This is a genomic window from Macrococcus sp. 19Msa1099 (assembly GCA_019357535.2).
In the GTDB taxonomy this organism is placed as follows: Bacteria; Bacillota; Bacilli; order Staphylococcales; family Staphylococcaceae; genus Macrococcoides; species Macrococcoides psychrotolerans.
The window spans coordinates 1,161,006-1,179,128 of the sequence record CP079955.1 but is presented as its reverse complement, the minus strand read 5'-3'; the positions used below and the strand labels follow the sequence as shown (position 1 = coordinate 1,179,128).

The 18,123-nt window shown below is 37.4% G+C and carries 20 protein-coding genes; 18 read left to right on the top strand and 2 right to left on the bottom strand.

Annotation, left to right across the window (positions count from 1 at the left end; genetic code table 11):
- Window positions 1-4 precede the first annotated feature (4 nt).
- Both gcvPA and gcvPB read left to right on the top strand, forming a co-directional pair.
- Window positions 5-1,348 carry an aminomethyl-transferring glycine dehydrogenase subunit GcvPA gene (gcvPA, locus tag KYI10_06010; protein QYA31952.1) on the top strand — a complete coding sequence of 448 codons (1,344 nt, stop codon included), beginning with the start codon at window positions 5-7 and terminating at the stop codon, window positions 1,346-1,348.
- Window positions 1,341-2,810: an aminomethyl-transferring glycine dehydrogenase subunit GcvPB gene (gene gcvPB, locus KYI10_06005; protein QYA31951.1), complete on the top strand. Its 1,470-nt coding sequence runs from the start codon at window positions 1,341-1,343 to the stop codon at window positions 2,808-2,810. The genes gcvPA and gcvPB overlap by 8 nt, the downstream gene beginning before the upstream one ends.
- A gap of 40 nt (window positions 2,811-2,850) precedes the next feature.
- Here the strand turns inward: gcvPB and KYI10_06000 are convergent, their stop codons facing one another.
- Window positions 2,851-3,231 carry a rhodanese-like domain-containing protein gene (locus KYI10_06000; protein ID QYA31950.1) on the bottom strand — a complete coding sequence of 127 codons (381 nt, stop codon included), beginning with the start codon at window positions 3,229-3,231 and terminating at the stop codon, window positions 2,851-2,853.
- A gap of 104 nt (window positions 3,232-3,335) precedes the next feature.
- Between KYI10_06000 and KYI10_05995 the strand changes: the two genes are divergently transcribed.
- A complete protein-coding gene (locus KYI10_05995) occupies window positions 3,336-4,166 on the top strand; it encodes a biotin/lipoate A/B protein ligase family protein (GenBank protein QYA31949.1) in 831 nt (276 codons plus the stop codon).
- Window positions 4,167-4,180: 14 nt separating this feature from the next.
- Here KYI10_05995 and KYI10_05990 read toward each other — a convergent pair whose 3' ends face one another.
- Window positions 4,181-4,777, bottom strand: a complete 597-nt coding sequence (locus KYI10_05990; protein ID QYA31948.1) for a hypothetical protein — start codon at window positions 4,775-4,777, stop codon at window positions 4,181-4,183.
- Between the two features lie 95 nt (window positions 4,778-4,872).
- On the opposite strand from KYI10_05990, the gene KYI10_05985 reads away from it, so the two are divergent.
- The 15 genes from KYI10_05985 (at window position 4,873) to KYI10_05915 (ending at window position 18,094) form a co-directional block, all read left to right on the top strand.
- On the top strand, window positions 4,873-5,925 hold the full coding sequence (locus tag KYI10_05985) for a Xaa-Pro peptidase family protein (protein ID QYA31947.1): 1,053 nt from the start codon (window positions 4,873-4,875) through the stop codon (window positions 5,923-5,925).
- A gap of 24 nt (window positions 5,926-5,949) precedes the next feature.
- On the top strand, window positions 5,950-6,507 hold the full coding sequence (gene efp, locus KYI10_05980) for an elongation factor P (protein ID QYA31946.1): 558 nt from the start codon (window positions 5,950-5,952) through the stop codon (window positions 6,505-6,507).
- A 119-nt stretch (window positions 6,508-6,626) separates the two neighbouring features.
- A complete protein-coding gene (gene accB / locus KYI10_05975; GenBank protein ID QYA31945.1) occupies window positions 6,627-7,055 on the top strand; it encodes an acetyl-CoA carboxylase biotin carboxyl carrier protein in 429 nt (142 codons plus the stop codon).
- A gap of 1 nt (window position 7,056) precedes the next feature.
- Window positions 7,057-8,406: an acetyl-CoA carboxylase biotin carboxylase subunit gene (accC, locus tag KYI10_05970; GenBank protein ID QYA31944.1), complete on the top strand. Its 1,350-nt coding sequence runs from the start codon at window positions 7,057-7,059 to the stop codon at window positions 8,404-8,406.
- Between the two features lie 85 nt (window positions 8,407-8,491).
- Window positions 8,492-8,839 (top strand): Asp23/Gls24 family envelope stress response protein, encoded by a 348-nt coding sequence (locus KYI10_05965; protein ID QYA31943.1) that lies wholly within the window; start codon window positions 8,492-8,494, stop codon window positions 8,837-8,839.
- A gap of 42 nt (window positions 8,840-8,881) precedes the next feature.
- Window positions 8,882-9,274: a transcription antitermination factor NusB gene (gene nusB / locus KYI10_05960; GenBank protein ID QYA31942.1), complete on the top strand. Its 393-nt coding sequence runs from the start codon at window positions 8,882-8,884 to the stop codon at window positions 9,272-9,274.
- A gap of 8 nt (window positions 9,275-9,282) precedes the next feature.
- On the top strand, window positions 9,283-10,611 hold the full coding sequence (gene xseA / locus KYI10_05955) for an exodeoxyribonuclease VII large subunit (GenBank protein QYA31941.1): 1,329 nt from the start codon (window positions 9,283-9,285) through the stop codon (window positions 10,609-10,611).
- A 12-nt stretch (window positions 10,612-10,623) separates the two neighbouring features.
- On the top strand, window positions 10,624-10,824 hold the full coding sequence (gene xseB / locus KYI10_05950; GenBank protein ID QYA31940.1) for an exodeoxyribonuclease VII small subunit: 201 nt from the start codon (window positions 10,624-10,626) through the stop codon (window positions 10,822-10,824).
- Window positions 10,817-11,671: a polyprenyl synthetase family protein gene (locus KYI10_05945; protein ID QYA31939.2), complete on the top strand. Its 855-nt coding sequence runs from the start codon at window positions 10,817-10,819 to the stop codon at window positions 11,669-11,671. Before xseB ends, KYI10_05945 begins: the two co-directional genes overlap by 8 nt.
- Before the next feature lie 93 nt (window positions 11,672-11,764).
- Complete coding sequence (dxs, locus tag KYI10_05940; GenBank protein ID QYA31938.1) at window positions 11,765-13,648, top strand: 1-deoxy-D-xylulose-5-phosphate synthase; 1,884 nt, start codon at window positions 11,765-11,767, stop codon at window positions 13,646-13,648.
- Window positions 13,635-14,471, top strand: coding sequence for a TlyA family RNA methyltransferase (locus KYI10_05935; protein QYA31937.1), 837 nt, complete (start codon window positions 13,635-13,637; stop codon window positions 14,469-14,471). Before dxs ends, KYI10_05935 begins: the two co-directional genes overlap by 14 nt.
- Before the next feature lie 78 nt (window positions 14,472-14,549).
- Window positions 14,550-15,002: a transcriptional regulator ArgR gene (argR, locus tag KYI10_05930; protein ID QYA31936.1), complete on the top strand. Its 453-nt coding sequence runs from the start codon at window positions 14,550-14,552 to the stop codon at window positions 15,000-15,002.
- Between the two features lie 12 nt (window positions 15,003-15,014).
- Window positions 15,015-16,682, top strand: coding sequence for a DNA repair protein RecN (recN, locus tag KYI10_05925; protein ID QYA31935.1), 1,668 nt, complete (start codon window positions 15,015-15,017; stop codon window positions 16,680-16,682).
- A 12-nt stretch (window positions 16,683-16,694) separates the two neighbouring features.
- On the top strand, window positions 16,695-17,366 hold the full coding sequence (locus KYI10_05920; GenBank protein ID QYA31934.1) for a response regulator: 672 nt from the start codon (window positions 16,695-16,697) through the stop codon (window positions 17,364-17,366).
- A 2-nt stretch (window positions 17,367-17,368) separates the two neighbouring features.
- Window positions 17,369-18,094, top strand: coding sequence for a glycerophosphodiester phosphodiesterase (locus KYI10_05915; GenBank protein QYA31933.1), 726 nt, complete (start codon window positions 17,369-17,371; stop codon window positions 18,092-18,094).
- The last annotated feature ends 29 nt before the right edge of the window (window positions 18,095-18,123 follow it).

Below are 18,123 nucleotides of genomic sequence, written 5' to 3'. Positions count from 1 at the left end.
GAAAATGAGTCATCGTTATATACCATTAACAGAAACTGATAAAAAAGAAATGATGGAGACAATCGGTATCAACTCAGTTGATGAGTTGTTCCAGGACATACCTGAGAAAGTACGTTTCCAGGGCGATTTAAATATCAAGCCACGTAAATCTGAAACTCCGTTACTAAGAGAATTACAGGCGCTTGCAAACAAGAACGTAACGAGTGATACACATGTGTCATTTTTAGGTGCAGGCGTATATGATCATTATATTCCGACAGTGGTAGATCATGTGATTTCACGTAGTGAATTCTATACTGCATATACTCCTTATCAACCTGAAATTTCACAAGGTGAATTACAAGCCATCTTTGAATTCCAGACGATGATTGCAGAACTTACTGGTATGGATTGTGCGAACTCTTCTATGTATGATGGAGGTACATCATTTGCGGAAGCAGCAATGCTTGCATGTGGTCATACGAGAAATAAGAAGATTATTGTTTCAAAAGCAGTGAACGATCAATCACGCGCAGTATTACACACTTACGCAAAAGGTCAACATCTAGAAGTAGTTGAAATTGATGTGAAAGATACCGTTACGGATTTAGATGCTTTAAAAGCAGCAATTGACGAAGATACTGCATGTGTAATGGTGCAATATCCAAACTTCTTCGGAAGTATAGAGGATTTAGAAACAATCAAATCTTTCACTGAAGGCACTAAGGCCTTATTCGTAGTTTCGAGTAATCCGATGAGTCTAGGTCTATTAACACCACCTGGAGAATTCGGGGCAGACTTAGTTGTTGGAGATGCACAAGTATTTGGTATTCCAGCACAACTGGGTGGGCCACACTGTGGTTACTTTGCAGCAACGAAGAAGTTAATGCGTAAAATGCCGGGACGCCTTGTTGGACAGACACAGGATGATGAAGGAAACCGCGGATTTGTATTAACATTACAAGCGCGTGAACAACATATTCGTCGTGATAAAGCAACATCAAATATCTGTTCTAATCAAGCTTTAAATGCTTTAGCTGCGTCAGTTGCAATGAGTGCATTAGGTAAGAATGGCGTCTATGAAATGGCGAACCAGAACTTACAAAAAGCAAATTATATGAAATCACGTATGATTGAAGAAGGATTCGAAGTGCTTGAAGGAACAACATTTAATGAATTCGTAGTGAAATTTAATCATCCGGTTAAAGAGATTAATGAAAAGCTTCTTGATGAAGGTTTTATTGGTGGATATGACTTAGGTCAAGTTGAAGAGACATATCATAACCATATGTTAATTGCAGTAACTGAATTACGTACGAAAGAAGAAATTGATACATTTATCGCGAAAGTAGGTGTGTTCAATGCTTAAAGGAAGCTCTCCGTTAATTTTTGAACGTTCAAAAGAAAATCGTTTCAGCTATTCATTACCAGAATTAGAAGTAGAAAATAAAAAAGTCGAAGATTTATTAGATAGTAAGTTCATCCGTAAAGAACGCCCGATGCTGCCTGAAGTAGCGGAACTAGATTTAATGCGTCATTATACCGAACTTTCAAATAAAAACCATGGTGTAGACTCTGGGTTCTATCCACTAGGTTCTTGTACGATGAAGTACAATCCAAAGATTAATGAAAAAGTCGCACGTATGTCAGGCTTTGCGAACGCTCACCCGCTTCAAGATGAAAAAACAATTCAAGGTTCTTTAGAAGTAATCTACGATTTACAAGAACACTTAAAAGAAATTACAGGTATGGATGAAGTAACGCTTCAACCAGCAGCGGGGGCTCATGGTGAATGGACTGCACTTATGATGATTCGTGCTTACCATGAAGCGAATGGAGACCATAACCGCACAAAAGTCATCGTACCTGACTCAGCACACGGTACTAACCCTGCATCTGCAACAGTTGCTGGCTTTGAAACAGTAACCGTTAAATCAAATGAATTCGGGCTAGTTGATATCGAGGACTTAAAGCGTGTTGTAGGTGATGATACGGCTGCAATCATGTTGACAAACCCAAATACTTTAGGTTTATTCGAAGAAGATATTTTAGAAATCCGTGAAATCGTACATGCTGCCGGCGGTAAATTATACTATGATGGCGCAAACTTAAATGCGATTATGAGTAAAGTACGCCCTGGAGACATGGGATTTGACGCAGTTCACTTGAACTTACATAAAACGTTTACTGGACCTCACGGTGGTGGTGGACCAGGTTCTGGACCAGTGGGTGTGAAAGCAGATCTAGTGCCATTCTTACCAAAACCACATATCATTAAAGGGGAAGATGGTTTTAAATTTGATAACGACCGACCACAATCAATTGGTCGCGTTAAACCTTTCTATGGTAACTTTGGTATCTACTTACGTGCCTATACGTATATTCGTACGATGGGTCCAGATGGTCTGAAAGAAGCTTCAGAAGTTGCAGTGCTAAATGCGAACTACATGATGCGTCGTCTGCAGGATTACTTCGTATTACCATATGACCGTCATTGTAAGCACGAATTCGTAATTAGTGGATCTAAACAGAAGAAACTTGGTGTTAGAACTTTAGATATGGCGAAACGCCTGTTAGACTTCAACTTCCATCCACCAACAATCTACTTCCCGCTTAACGTAGAAGAATGTATGATGATCGAACCGACAGAAACAGAATCAAAAGAAACGCTAGATTCATTCTGTGATACGATGATTCAAATCGCTAAAGAAGCTGAAGAGAATCCGGATATCGTACTAGAAGCACCACATCACACGGTGATCGGTAGATTAGATGAAACATTAGCAGCACGTAAACCGGTTTTAAAGTATGAAGGTTCAAACGAGAAGTAGTATAAAAAAACAAGGTTAAGACGCATGTCTTAACCTTGTTTTATTTTGACTTAATTTTGCCAGTCCAGCCTTTATAGCCATTTTTAAGCATATAGATATCATTATATCCATGCTTCTTCATCATTCGTGCAGCACGATAGCTTGAAATACCGTTCGCATCGACGAAGTAGATGGGCTGATCTTTACGTAGACCTAGCATACGTGTTCTAAATATTGACATCGGAATATTTCTTGCCCCGATGATATGACCATAATCATAGTCAGCCTTCTCGCGTAAATCGATTACTTGTGCTCTTCTTAACCCTTGTTGAAACTCATCTTGACTTAACTCAGTAACAGCTTTACGATTAATAAAGTAATTAACAAGTATATAGATGAATAGTAAGAGAAGAACAATACCTAACACATACCAGAAATTCATACAGGTATTCCTCCTTTTTATTTCATAGATATATTATAGATATAATATACTTTATTTTCAAAGTATTTTTTAAAACTATAGACATACAGTAAAGAGGGTTGCATATGCAGGAAGAATGGTTGTTTATCAATACACACAATAATGATCCATATTATAATATGGCGATGGATGAAGCATTGCTTAACTTAGTAGCACAAGGAAAGCTGCCGCCTGTCATCAGATTCTATGGATGGAATCCGAAAACATTATCGATCGGTTACTTTCAAAAACTAGAAAAAGAAATTGATCTTGATAAAGTGTCTACCGGAGGATACGGACTTGTCAGACGTGCGACAGGTGGACGAGGAGTTCTGCATGATAAAGAACTGACGTACAGTGTGATCGTACCTGAATCTCATCCTATGATGCCGGAGTCGATTACTGCTGCTTATAAAGTGATTTCAACAGGGCTGTTAGAAGGGTTTAAGAATTTAGGGTTCCAGGCGGAATTTTCGGTGCCAAGGACGAAAGAAGATAGAGAACGCCTAAAAGACCCGCGAAGTTCAGTATGTTTCGATGCTTCGAGCTGGTATGAACTAGTTGTTGAAGGCAAAAAGATTGCGGGTAGCGCACAGACCCGTCAAAAAGGAGTGATTCTGCAGCACGGTTCAATATTACAGTCGATTGATGTAGATGAACTGTTTGATTTGTTCATCTTTAGTAGCGAACGACTGAAAGAACGTATGAAACGTAGCTTCTATTCCAAAGCAGTCAGTATAGCTGATCTGACCGATGAAGAGATTACCATTGCAATGATGGAAGAAGCATTTTATGAAGGGTTTGAGAAAGGTCTCGACATTAAGCTCAAGCCTTTTGAAGTAACTGCTGAGATTGAACAGGAAGTTTCTGTACTAATAGAAAAATATAGAAGTGAAGAATGGTTAAAAAGAAGGTAAGCGCATGCGCTTACCTACTCAATTGTTAATTTGTCAAATGCATCTATCGCATCGTGAAGCATCGCTTTACCTTGCGTTATTTTTTTTGTATCAGATGTTTCGTAGCCATTATGGATTAAACTGAACGCCTTATCAAATTTATGGTTCGCATCATTAACCTGGCGATGCACATCTGTAAATGTTGAGGGGGGTTCGCTATTTTTAAATACATGATTATATTGCTGGATTGTGCCTTTGACGTCGGATTTAATTGTGCTTAGTGTTTCTTTTATCTGGATATCATTCTGTTCTGAAAGCTTACTTTCAATCGTTGAAAAATCTTTAATCGCTAAGGCAAGTGAAGCTGCATAAGAATTAAAGTGCGTTGTATATTCATGATTAGCCATCTGCATGCTCCCTTGCAGCTGTTTTAATTCATTGTCAGTAGCATTTAAAGTGTTTTGCTTGGTGATTAAATCTGTTTTTTGATCTTCGATTTTTGATTTTAGTACTTTAATTTCCTTATTTAAGTCCTTGGATTTTTCGGTTAGGTCAGTTTCAGCACCTCCGCCACAGGCAGTAAGTGTTATAGTAGAAGTCATTATTAATGATAATATTTTGAATTTTTTCATTTTTTACTCCTCGAATGATTCGTTTTTCTAAATACTATGGTAACATGTATATATTCAGAAAATATAGTCAAAATACATATACTAAGGAGAAAAAGATGAAAATAGAAAAAGTCAGACATTTATTAGAAGAAAAGCAGCTGGACGCAGTCGTAGTCCTTTCACCACATAACAGAAGATATTTATCTGGATTCACAGGCAGTAGTGCAGGCTTGATCATCAGTAAGGAAAGAAACATACTCGTTACAGATTTCAGATACATAGAACAAGCAACGAAACAGGCACAATCTTTTGAAATCGTAAAACAAAAAACATCTTTACTAAATATGATAACTGAAGTAATTAAAGAGTTAGAATTAAAGACAGTAGGATTTGAAGGGAATCTTGTCACTTACCAAGAGTACATGCAGCTTGCAACAGGTGCAGAGCTTATTGATGTTACTGGTGAAATTGAAAAGATTAGAATGATAAAAGAACCATTTGAAATCGAGCAGATACAAAAAGCTGCGGATATCGCAGACGCTACGTTTGATTATATTTTAAAGATTACAAAACCTGGTGTAACTGAAATGTATCTAAATAATGAGATGGAGATGAAGATGAGAGCATTAGGTGCTACAAGTTCTTCTTTTGAAACAATTGTCGCATCAGGCATCAGAGGTGCATTACCACACGGTGTTGCAAGTAATAAAGTGATTGAATCTGGTGAAATGATTACATTTGATTATGGTGCACTTTATGAAGGTTATATTTCGGATATTACACGAACAATTGCAGTCGGAGAGCCACAAGACGAGATGGTTAAAATCTATAACATTGTTTTAGAATCGCAGCTTAAAGCACTTGACGAAATTAAACCTGGAATGACTGGCGTTGAAGCGGATAAAATTGCGAGAGACGTGATTGCAGGATATGGTTATGGAGACGCATTTGGCCATAGTCTTGGACACGGCATTGGACTTGAAGTGCATGAAAACCCTATGCTTTCACAACGTTCTCCTCATACTTTGGAAGAAAATATGTGTGTAACGCTTGAACCCGGAATCTATGTGCCAGGTTTAGGTGGCGTTCGTATAGAAGATGATGTTTTAGTCACTAAAAATGGTCTAAAGCGCTTTACACATTCCACAAAAGACCTTATTATTTTATAGTAGGTATATTGAGGAGGAAAATTCATGATTTCAGTAAATGATTTTAAGACAGGTTTAACAATCGAAGTAGATAATGGTATATGGCGTGTTATTGAATTCCAGCACGTTAAACCGGGAAAAGGTGCTGCATTTGTACGTTCAAAGCTAAGAAATTTAAGAACAGGTGCAATCCAGGAAAAGACATTCCGTGCAGGAGAAAAAGTCGGAAAAGCTCAAATTGACAACAAACGCATGCAGTATTTATATGCTTCAGGCGATCAGCATGTATTTATGGATACTGAATCATATGAACAGATTGAATTATCTGAGGATACAATTGAATATGAATTAAAGTTCCTGAAAGAAAATATGGAAGTTCATATCCAGATGTATGAAGGGGAAACTTTAGGTGTTGAATTACCGAATACAGTGACGCTTCAAGTTACTGAGACTGAACCTGGTATTAAAGGTGATACAGCTCAAGGTGCGACGAAAGCTGCTACTGTTGAAACTGGATACACATTAAACGTACCTTTATTTGTTAATGAAGGGGATACATTAATTATCAACACAACAGATGGTTCTTACGTATCTCGAGGATAATTTTTATGAAAGACATGTTTTTATACATGTCTTTTTTATTTTTATTGTTGAATTGGTCAGACCACTAGTTTACAATTGATTAGTAGCTAGTCTTAAAACTATGTATAAAGGAGTATCTTATGAATCTTGAACATATAAAATTACTGATTGATATGGTCGATAGATCAGAAATCACTGAATTTAATTATGAAGATAAAGAATTGAAGGTTGTATTGAAGAAAGAAAAAGAAAAGGTGGCAGCACCTGTAAAGCAACTGACACAGGAGCAAATTCAAGTTAAAGAGATAACTACGACTGAAGAACATAATGAAGATACTATTACGATTAATGCGCCTATGGTTGGAACATTTTATAAATCTCCATCCCCTGAAGCGGATCCTTATGTTAAGGTAGGGGATAAGGTGACGAATGATAGTATTGTGTGCATTTTAGAAGCGATGAAACTGTTCAATGAAATTCAAGCTGAAGTAAGTGGAGAAATCATTGAAATTTTAGTTGAAGATGGTCAGCTGGTAGAATATGGTCAGCCCCTCTTCAAGGTGAAGTGATATGAAGAAGGTATTAGTGGCAAATCGAGGAGAGATAGCGGTACGTATCATTCGAGCACTTAAAGATTTAGGAATCCAGTCCGTTGCTATCTATTCAGAAGCTGATAGAGATGCACTACATACACAGCTTGCTGATGAAGCATATTGTGTAGGTCCGAAACAGTCTAAAGACTCTTATTTGAATATCCCGAACATACTGATGATTGCGAGTAGTACAGGATGTGATGGGATTCATCCAGGTTATGGATTTCTAGCAGAGAATGCACGGTTTGCTGAAATGTGTGAGGCATGCCAAATTAAGTTTATCGGCCCAAGTCATCAATCAATCAGTAAGATGGGAATTAAAGACGTTGCTAAAAAAGAGATGATAAAAGCTGGTGTTCCAGTGGTGCCTGGGAGCGATGGGTTACTGGAAGATGTTGAAAGTGCGCTAAAACTTGCTGAAACCATGAGTTATCCGGTCATAATTAAAGCGACTGCTGGCGGTGGTGGCAAAGGCATACGTGTTGCCAGGAATGAGCAAGAGTTAAGAGATGGCTATCGTATGACAGAACAGGAGGCAGAAACTGCATTCGGAAATAAAGGCTTATACTTAGAAAAGTTTATAGAAAATTTCCGTCATGTAGAAATTCAAGTTCTTGCGGATCAATATGGTAATACACTGCATTTCGGGGAACGTGACTGTACGATACAGCGTCGTATGCAGAAACTCGTCGAAGAAAGTCCTTCGCCATATATTGATGAAGCTACGCGATATGCGATGGGTCAGGCAGCAATTAATGCAGCTAAAGCTGTTAACTATGAAGGTGCCGGAACTGTTGAATTTATATATGATATAGATACGAAGCAATTTTATTTCATGGAGATGAACACGCGTATTCAAGTTGAGCATCCAGTTACAGAAATGGTGACAGCGACAGATCTTGTTAGATGGCAGATAAAAATTGCGAGTGGTGAAAAACTTACGATGACACAAGAAGAGATAAAGGTTAACGGTCATGCGATTGAATTTAGAATCAACGCAGAAAATCCATATCATAATTTTATGCCTTCTCCAGGGTTAATTACCCAGTATATTGCTCCTGGGGGTTATGGTGTCAGAGTAGATTCGGCATGTTACACAAACTACAGCATTCCACCTTTTTATGATTCGATGGTTGCCAAGCTTATCGTTCATGATAAAGACCGAGAAACTGCACTAAACTCAGCGTATCGAGCGCTCTCAGAATTTATTATATTAGGTATAGATACAACGATTCCATTCCATATGGCATTAATTCAGAATGAAACATTTCGTTCAAATGACTACAACACTAAATTTCTTGAAGACAACAATATATTGTCAGATTAAAAACGCGTTTAGCGTTTTTTAATTTCTGTTTTTATTTTATAATAAATTCATGGTATAGTTATTGTTATAGACAGGAGGTTATGTCATGATCGAAACAAATAAAAAAGGTAATCTTGGGACAGTTGAAATTGCACCAAGTGTTATTGAACTCATTGCCTCAATTGCAGTTTCAGAAGTGAAAGGTGTGTCACTTGTACAAAAAAGTAAATCTTTAGAAAAGCTTGGTGTTAAAAATCAACGTGGTGTACAAGTTGATACGAAAGATGACACGATAGTTCTAGATGCGTACTGCGCATTTGACTATGGTACAAAGATTGCAAAGACTGCTACACTTGTACAAAAAGCAATCAAGAATGCACTAGGAAATATGACTGCGATTGAGCCGTCACAAATAAATATCCATATTGTAAATGTTAAATTTAAAGAGAATTAATCAGGGATGCTTGCATCCCTTTTTGATTGAAGGAGAAACTTTATGTCGAGAACAGAATCTAGAGAACATGCGATACAAATATTATTTCAGATAGAAAATGAAGCGCACGAAATATCAGTGGAAGATGCAACACGTTTTATCGTGGAACCTCCAAACAGAGATGTATTTGCTGATGAATTAGTTCGTGGTGTCAGTTCAAAACAAAATGAACTGGATGACAAGATTACGCCACACCTGAAGTCATGGGCATTAGAGCGCCTCAATAAAATTGACCGTATTATATTGAGACTAAGCGCATTTGAATTACTGTATACAGATGCACCAGAAAAAGTAATTGTCAACGAAGCAGTGAACTTAGCGAAGAAATTTAGCGACGATGAAAGCTATAAGTTTATCAACGGAGTTTTGAGTGAAATTATTAAAAATAAGGCGTAGTGATAATTATGGAGAAGTATCTAAGTGTAAGTGCATTAACGAGATATATTAAAACGAAGTTTGATAAAGATCCTTATTTAACCAATGTCTATATTAAGGGTGAACTGTCAAATTTTAAGCGTCATTCAAGTGGCCATCTTTATTTTGCATTAAAAGATAATGACGGTGTTATTAGCTGTATGATGTTTAAGCGTGATGCAGCACAGCTTACTTTCTCTCCAAAAGAAGGAGACAGTGTTCTTATTACGGGACGTATCAGTGTATACGAAAGTAGAGGGAGCTATCAACTTTATGCCAAAGATATTCGATTAGATGGTATTGGTATATTATATGAACGACTAGAAGCTTTGAAGAAAAAGTATTTCGAAAAAGGTTATTTTAATGTAGAAAATAAGAAACAACTACCAAAATATCCTGAACATATCGCGGTGCTTACAGCGAGTACTGGAGCTGCTGTACAAGATATTAGAACGACGTTATCCAGACGCTATCCTTTAGCGGAAGTTACGTATATTTCAACAATCGTTCAAGGTGAAGCAGCAAAAGATGATATCGTCAATAATTTAAATGCAGCTGATCAGTTAGGTGCCGATGTTATTATCGTGGGACGTGGTGGGGGTTCTATTGAGGATTTGTGGGCGTTCAACGAAGAAGTTGTCGTCGAAGCGATATATGCATGTAATACACCGGTCATTTCTGCGGTGGGGCATGAAACGGACACTACACTCAGTGACTTAGTGGCGGATCACAGAGCCCCTACTCCGACTGCAGCAGCCGTAATGGCAACACCAGATAGCAAAGAGCTGCTCGTCGGGTTAAAGCAAGTAGATATCACGATGCTGCGCGCAATGAACCAAAGACTAAAGCATAATAATGAACGATTAAATTATCTTTCTTCATATTATATCTTTAAAAATCCATATATGCTGATCGAACAAAAGATGCAGAAACTAGATGAGTTTGAGCAGAGAATGAAGCATGCATCATTTAATTTGATCAATCAGAATAAGATGAATTTTCATTTCATTTCGAATAAAATTGATGCGCAGAAGTTGAATACGAAATTAAAGTATCAATATGAGCAGATTCATTCGATGCAGAATGTTATGAATCGAATGCTATCATATAAGCTGTCAAACTATCATCAGCAGCTCAAACACCATATCGCTTTACTGTCATCTTTAAGTCCAGCAGAGACTTTATTACGAGGCTATGCGATTGTGCGAAGTGAGGATAAGATTATTAAATCTGTAGATGATGTGAATGAACATGATTATGTACATATACAGCTTAATGATGGGGAAATTAAGGCAGAAGTGATGCATATTAATAAATAAGAGGTGATTATCATGGCTAAGACATTTGAAGAAATGATGCAGCAGCTGGAATCAATCGTTAAAGCGCTTGACGATGAACAGGTGAGTCTAGAAAAATCTATAGAACTGTATGAACAAGGTGTAAAATTATCTCAAGCCTGCCAAATGAAGCTTGCTGAAGCAGAAGCGAAGCTTACCAAGCTGAATAGTGCTGAGGAAAATCCAGATGAATAAACAGTTTCTCCAAAATATTGAAGATGTGATTGCAGGGTTATATAACTCAAAGGACAACCGGTTATTTGACTCCATGCACTATTCATTAAGTGCTGGTGGCAAGAGGATACGCCCATTATTTGTCTTGACGACTATAGATAGTTTGGGTGGTAATGCTATTGACGGTCTATCTTTTGGTGTGGCTTTAGAGATGATCCACACGTATTCGCTTATCCATGATGATTTACCTGCCATGGATAATGATGATTATAGACGAGGTAAATTAACAAATCATAAGCATTTTGATGAAGCAACAGCAATATTAGCCGGGGACGCATTATTGACAGACGGCTTTCGTATGATTACAGAAAGTAAGTTTGATGCAGATATCAAGCTGCCGCTTATAAGTCTGTTAAGTGAAGCTGCTGGCTCTAAAGGAATGGTTTACGGACAAATGCTTGATATGGAAGGCGAACATCAGGCACTCGGACTCAATCAGATGGAACGAGTACATAGTTATAAGACAGGTGAGCTGATTAGAGCGGCATTCGTTGCAGCAGGGATAATCATGAAGCTTTCGGATGAAAAGATGAAGCTTCTAGACCAAATTGGAAGAAATGTGGGGCTCATGTTTCAAATACAGGATGATATATTAGATGTTGAAGGCTCATTTGAAGAGATTGGTAAACCTGTAGGCAGTGATGTCGAAAATGATAAAAGTACTTATGTTTCATTGCTCGGCCTTGAACAATCTAAAGCACTGCTGAAAGAAAAATTTGAACATACAGAAAAACTAGTACAAGCGTTACGTCCAGTTAATGATGGCTTGCTACAACTTATAAGATTTATTATCGAAAGAAACAAATAATTAAAGCCTGTGAAGGCTTTTTTTATTTTTCATGACTTACAAAAGAGTGTTATAATAGGGATTACTAAAGTATAGACTGTAGGTGGGGAAGTAATGGACGTTACAAAGATTAAAGATCCTTCCTTTTTAAAGGATTTATCATATGAAGAATTAGATGGATTGAGTCAGGACATAAGAACCTTTCTAATAGAAAAGTGTGCAGTTACAGGTGGACATATTGGTGCAAATCTAGGGGTCGTTGAACTGACGATCGCACTCCATAAAGTATTTAATAGTCCAGAAGATAAATTGATATTTGATGTCGGCCATCAGGCATATATCCATAAGATTTTGACAGGTCGAGCAGAGCAGTTCGATACATTACGTCAATATAAAGGATTAAGCGGGTTTCCAAAGCTGAATGAAAGTAAACATGATGTATGGGAAGCAGGGCATAGTTCTACTTCTTTATCAGCAGCGATGGGAATGGCGAAAGCGCGTGATATTCAGCAGCAGCATTATGAAGTAGTGCCCATCATTGGAGATGGAGCGTTAACAGGTGGAATGGCCTTAGAAGCATTAAATCATATTGGTCATGATAAAACGAATATGACAATCATTTTAAATGATAACGAAATGAGTATCGCGCCGAATGTCGGGGCAATGCATAATATGTTCGGAAGATTAAGAACGAACTCGAACTATAATCGTGCTAAAAGTGATATTGATCTCTTCTTGAGCAAACTTCCAGGAGGACATAAGCTTAGAGATTCGGCAGATCGTGTGAAAGACAGTTTAAAATATCTTGTCGTCAACGGTATCTTTTTTGAAGAGTTAGGTATTAAATATATTGGACCGGTAGATGGTCATAACTATAAGGAGCTTGAGGAAGCATTACTGACTTCAAAACGCATTGATGGCCCAGTAATAGTTCACGTCATTACGAAAAAAGGGAAAGGCTATCATCCGGCAGAAAATGATAAGATCGGCACATGGCATGGTCTAGGTCCATATAAACTTGAGACAGGTGAGGTCTTGAAGGGAAGTGTACAAGGCCCTTCTTGGAGTCAGTTTTTTAGTGATACTGTGCAGTCATTTGCAGAAAGAGACAAGACGATCGCAGCCATTACGCCTGCGATGCCTGTCGGAAGTAAGCTCACGAAGTTTCAAAAAGAACTTCCGCAACAGTTTTTTGATGTAGGGATAGCAGAACAACATGCGGTTACAATGGCGGCAGGAATGGCTGCTAACGGTATGAAACCTTACGTTGCGATTTATTCGACATTTTTACAACGGGCATATGATCAAATGCTGCATGACGTGGATAGACAGAACTTACATGTAGTTTTTGGTATCGACCGCTCTGGACTTGTAGGTGCGGACGGGGAGACACATCAAGGTGTCTTCGATATCTCTTTCTTGACGCATATGCCGAATATGACTGTTATGATGCCGAAGGATGAAAATGAAGCGTATCATCTCTTACATAATGCATTTTATGAATATGAGGGCCCTATAGCGATTCGTTATCCCCGTGGTAATGGATATGGTGTGAAAGTAGATACAACACCAAAAAGTATCGTGCGAGGCAACTGGGAAGTGCTTCATGAAGGCACTGATGTAATCGTATTAAGTTTCGGTCCGACATTAAAGCTCATTGAAGCAGTCAGAGAAGAGCTTCTAAAAGAAGGAGTCAGCATTGAAGTTGTAAATGCACGTTTCATTAAGCCTTTAGATTACCAGTATCTAGATGCCGCTGCTAAACGTAATATCCCTGTATTGACGGTAGAAGAAGCAATGTTAAGTGGTGGTTTTGGAGCAGCTGTTAGCAATTATTATTCTGATTTACACTTGAATGTCCACGTAACACGTATTGGAATCGACGATGAGTATATAGAGCATGGGGATGTTTCTATGCTGCTTGACGATATTGGTATTAATAAAGCAAATCTTATCCATGAAATAAAGCAGTTGGCGATATTACATGAAGAAAGTTAGGATAGATGAATATCTTGTAGCTCAAGATTATTATCAGACGAAGGATGCTGCAATGCGTGCAATAATGGCAGGACTCGTTTTTGATGATAATATACGTATTGATACTGCTGGTGAAAAGATTGATCCGCTAAAGATAAGAATACGAGTTAAGGATCAACGAAAAAAATATGTAAGTAGAGGCGGACTGAAATTAGAGAAAGCACTACAGCAATTTGATCTCGATATAAATGATCGCGTTCATCTCGATATAGGATCCTCTACAGGAGGTTTCACGGACTGTGCACTTCAAAATGGTGCAAAACATGTATATGCGCTCGATGTCGGAACAAACCAGCTGGATTACCGTCTTCGTATTCATCCGAAAGTCACAGTAATGGAACAGACAAACTTTAGATATGTTTCGCGTGATTTATTTGATCCTATTCCTGACTTTGTAAGCATTGATGTCAGCTTTATCTCTCTGTCGCTTATATTTAAGACACTTGTCGAAGTTATTAAAGATGGCAGTGATATAATTGCGCTGATCAAACCACAGTTTGAAGCCCATAAAGAACAGGTTGATAAAGGTATCGTCAAGTCGAAGGATACACATATAAATGTAATCCAAAAAGTATTGAATTATGCAACTGATTATAATCTGCGCCCTCAAAACCTTACGTATTCTCCAATCTCGGGGACTAAAGGGAATATTGAATATTTATTGCATCTTAAATTTGAGAAGAGTATGATGGATAATCATTCACATAATAGACAGCAAATTTTTAAGGATACTGATATTATATCCATCATAAATGAAGCTTTTGATACTTTAAACCACTGTTAGGTCAGTGGTTTTTTTCATATACAATGATACATGTCTATGATAGAATATAATGTATAAATATGCACATGGAGGTGCGCAATGGCCAACAAGACGATGCGACAAATTAAAATTAGAGAGATCATTTCTAATCAGCATATTGAAACACAGGAAGAACTGGTAGAAAAATTAAATGAAATCAACCTAAATGTAACTCAGGCAACCATTTCGAGAGATATAAAAGAGCTACAGCTTATTAAAGTACCGACTAAGGACGGACAATATGTATATTCTCTACCAAGAGATCGCAAGTATCACCCGATTGATAAACTCGGACGATATTTGATGGATTCTTTTGTAAAACTAGATGGTACGGAGAACTTACTCGTCTTAAAGACATTACCAGGTAATGCACAATCCATTGGAGCCATCATTGATCAGCTTGAATGGGATGAAGTAATCGGTACAATTTGTGGAGATGACACATGCTTATTGATATGTAGAGATAAATCTGCTGCAGCGCAGGTTACGGAACGTATTTTTAACATGTTATAATGGGGGTATTAGATGCTTGTTTCATTATCTATTCAGCAGTTTGCAATTATTGAATCATTAGAGATTGAACTTAAAAATGGCTTAACAGTATTAAGTGGAGAAACTGGGGCAGGAAAGTCAATTATTATTGATGCGATTGGGCAGTTGATTGGAATGCGTGCGAGTCAGACTATGGTTCGTCATGGAGAACAAAAAGCAGTTGTAGAAGGTGTATTTGATATTGAGAACAATGATAAGGTGATATACCTGCTTGAACAAAAAGAGATACCACTCGATGATTTTATGCTTGTCAAGCGCGAAATTTTTAAAAGCGGTAAAAGTCTTTGTAGAATAAATAACCACCTGATAACGTTAACTGAACTTCGTGAAGTTATGCAAGAGCTTCTTGATATCCATGGACAACACGAAACACAGCATCTACTAAAACCGAAATATCATATTATGCTGCTCGATGAATATTCAGAGCAGGACTATCAGAAGTTATATGAAGAATACAGAGCGTATTACTTTGACTACAAAGAGAAACAGAAGGAGCTAGAACAGCTCCAGCAAAAAGATGAAGCACTGCTTCAAAGACTTGATCTGATAAAATATCAGTATAAAGAGTTATCGGATAAAAATCTTGTGGTGAATGAAAAAGAACGTTTAGAAGAAGAGATTAACCGACTTGAAAACTTTGAAAAATTAAACGATGTCTTATCGAAATCGATAACGCTGCTTAATGATGAGGGAAAATTACTGGAATTATTGTTTGATTTTAAAGAGCAGCTGACAGAAGTAAGTGCAATTATTCCTGGAAAGTTTGATAAAACAAAAGAAGAAGTAGAAGGGTTATATTATATTTTAGATGACACAAAGCATACATTACATGATGCACTTTCGAATAACGATTATGATGAACAGGAGCTTAATGATTTACAAGCTCGTTTGAATGATATCCAATTTTTAGAACGAAAGTATGGTAAATCCTTAAATGATCTAATTCCATTTATTGAGGAACTGCAAGCGGAGATCAATAAAATAGAAAATATCGAAGAATCGACAACGCAACTTCACCAGGCTATCGCACACCTATACGACAAAGTTATGACTTCAGGGTCACAACTGAGCAAAGCAAGACGACGCGTTGCGCAGAGTCTCAGAGATAACATTTTAGATGAGATCCACCATCTTGAGATGAAAGGTGCAAACTTTGAAATGGCTTTCCATAAAACTGAACCGACAAGTGAAGGAATCGAGTCATTGGAATTTATGATTAGTCCAAATAAAGGTGAACCTTTGAAACCATTATATAAAATTGCTTCAGGTGGGGAACTTTCTCGTATTATGTTAGCCCTAAAGAGTATATTTGCAGAATCAAAAGGAAAGACTGCTATATTGTTTGATGAAGTAGACACTGGCGTTTCAGGTAAAGTAGCACAGAAAATGGCTGAAAAGATGCATGATATATCTGAGTATATTCAAGTGATATGCATATCACATTTGCCTCAGGTTGCTGCAATCAGTGATCATCATCTCTATATAGAGAAGATCGAACATGATGATCGCACGATTACTCAGATTACAGAACTTGATGGAGAGATGAGAATTCATGAAGTTGCAAGAATGATATCGGGGGTAGAGGTCACACCGTTAACGCTTGATCATGCAGCAGAATTAATTGCTCAAAACACTAAGTAGAAGAGGGATAATATGGTACTTAAAGTTGCAATAGTTGATGATTCAAGGGAATTAGCACTCTCGATCAAGTCCTATCTAGAACAATATGACATGAAGGTCGTAGCGATGTGTCATAATGGAAAAGATGCAGTGCACATGATTGAAACATGCGATTTTGATCTACTTCTACTTGATCTGATTCTCCCGTACATTGATGGTATTGGCTTACTTGAAAAATATATTCCTAGATCTCATGAGTATAAGATAATCTGTTTAAGCGCCTTTGGCAAAGACTCGATCTTAAGAGAGGCGATGTCGTTAGGTGTCGATTATTTCATACTTAAGCCGATTAATTTTGATAATTTTATCAGCAGAATCTATCAAATTTGCAATATGGATTTTGTTGATCATACAGATCAGCTGTTGAATAACTTAGGCTTTAACGACAAACATAAAGGAACAAGATATTTAAAGGATGCACTTGATATTGTGAGCAAACATCCAAATGAGAAAATTCAACTGACGATCATGCTATATCCTGAAATCGCTAAATTACATCAAGTGAAATCGGCGAATGTTGAAAGGTCTATTCGCCATGCGATAGAAAAAGCATGGAGCAATGGGTTAGAACAAATTTTTAAGGAGCAGGGTAGATACATAAAGCCGACAATTGGTGAACTTATTAAATTTCTGAAGGATGGATAGTTATGGTAATGATATTTGCACACCGAGGATATTCCGCTAAATACCCAGAAAACTCATTACTTGCCTTTAATAAGGCAGTCGAATATGGTGCAGACGGCTTCGAATTAGATATACATCTGACCAAAGATGAACAGATCGTTGTGATTCATGATCATACAATCAACCGAACAACAACTGGAAGAGGAAAAGTTGTAGAAATGTCATTTGATGAAATTCAGCAGTTTAACATTAAGAACGGCCTCTTTAATGTGACTGATGAAAAGGTGCCGCTACTCAGTGAAGTTTTAGATATCGTGAAAAAGCATAATAAGCTATTAAATATCGAAATTAAAGCTGAAGCAGGTAAGATAGAGATAAAATTACATGAACTATTAACGCGTTATGATATTATTGATCAGATTATCATATCAAGCTTTAATATTGAAAGTTTAGTTAAGATGGAAGCGTTAGATTCATCATACGAAACTGCTTTGTTATTTGATAGATATCATACGTCACCTTGGGACTATAAGACAAGTCATAATATAAAGAGTATCCATCCGAATGCAAAGCATATCACGATTGATCACCTTGTTGAACTAGAACATAATGAACTTCCAGCAAGAGTATATACAGTAAACAAAGAAAAAGATCTGAAGACATGGATGAGTAGCAGTGTTACCGGGATTATTACAGATGAAGTTGAACGTGCAGTCCAATTAAAACGAACGAAAAAAATCGAGAGCTGAGTTTACAGCATCTCGATTTTTTGAATATA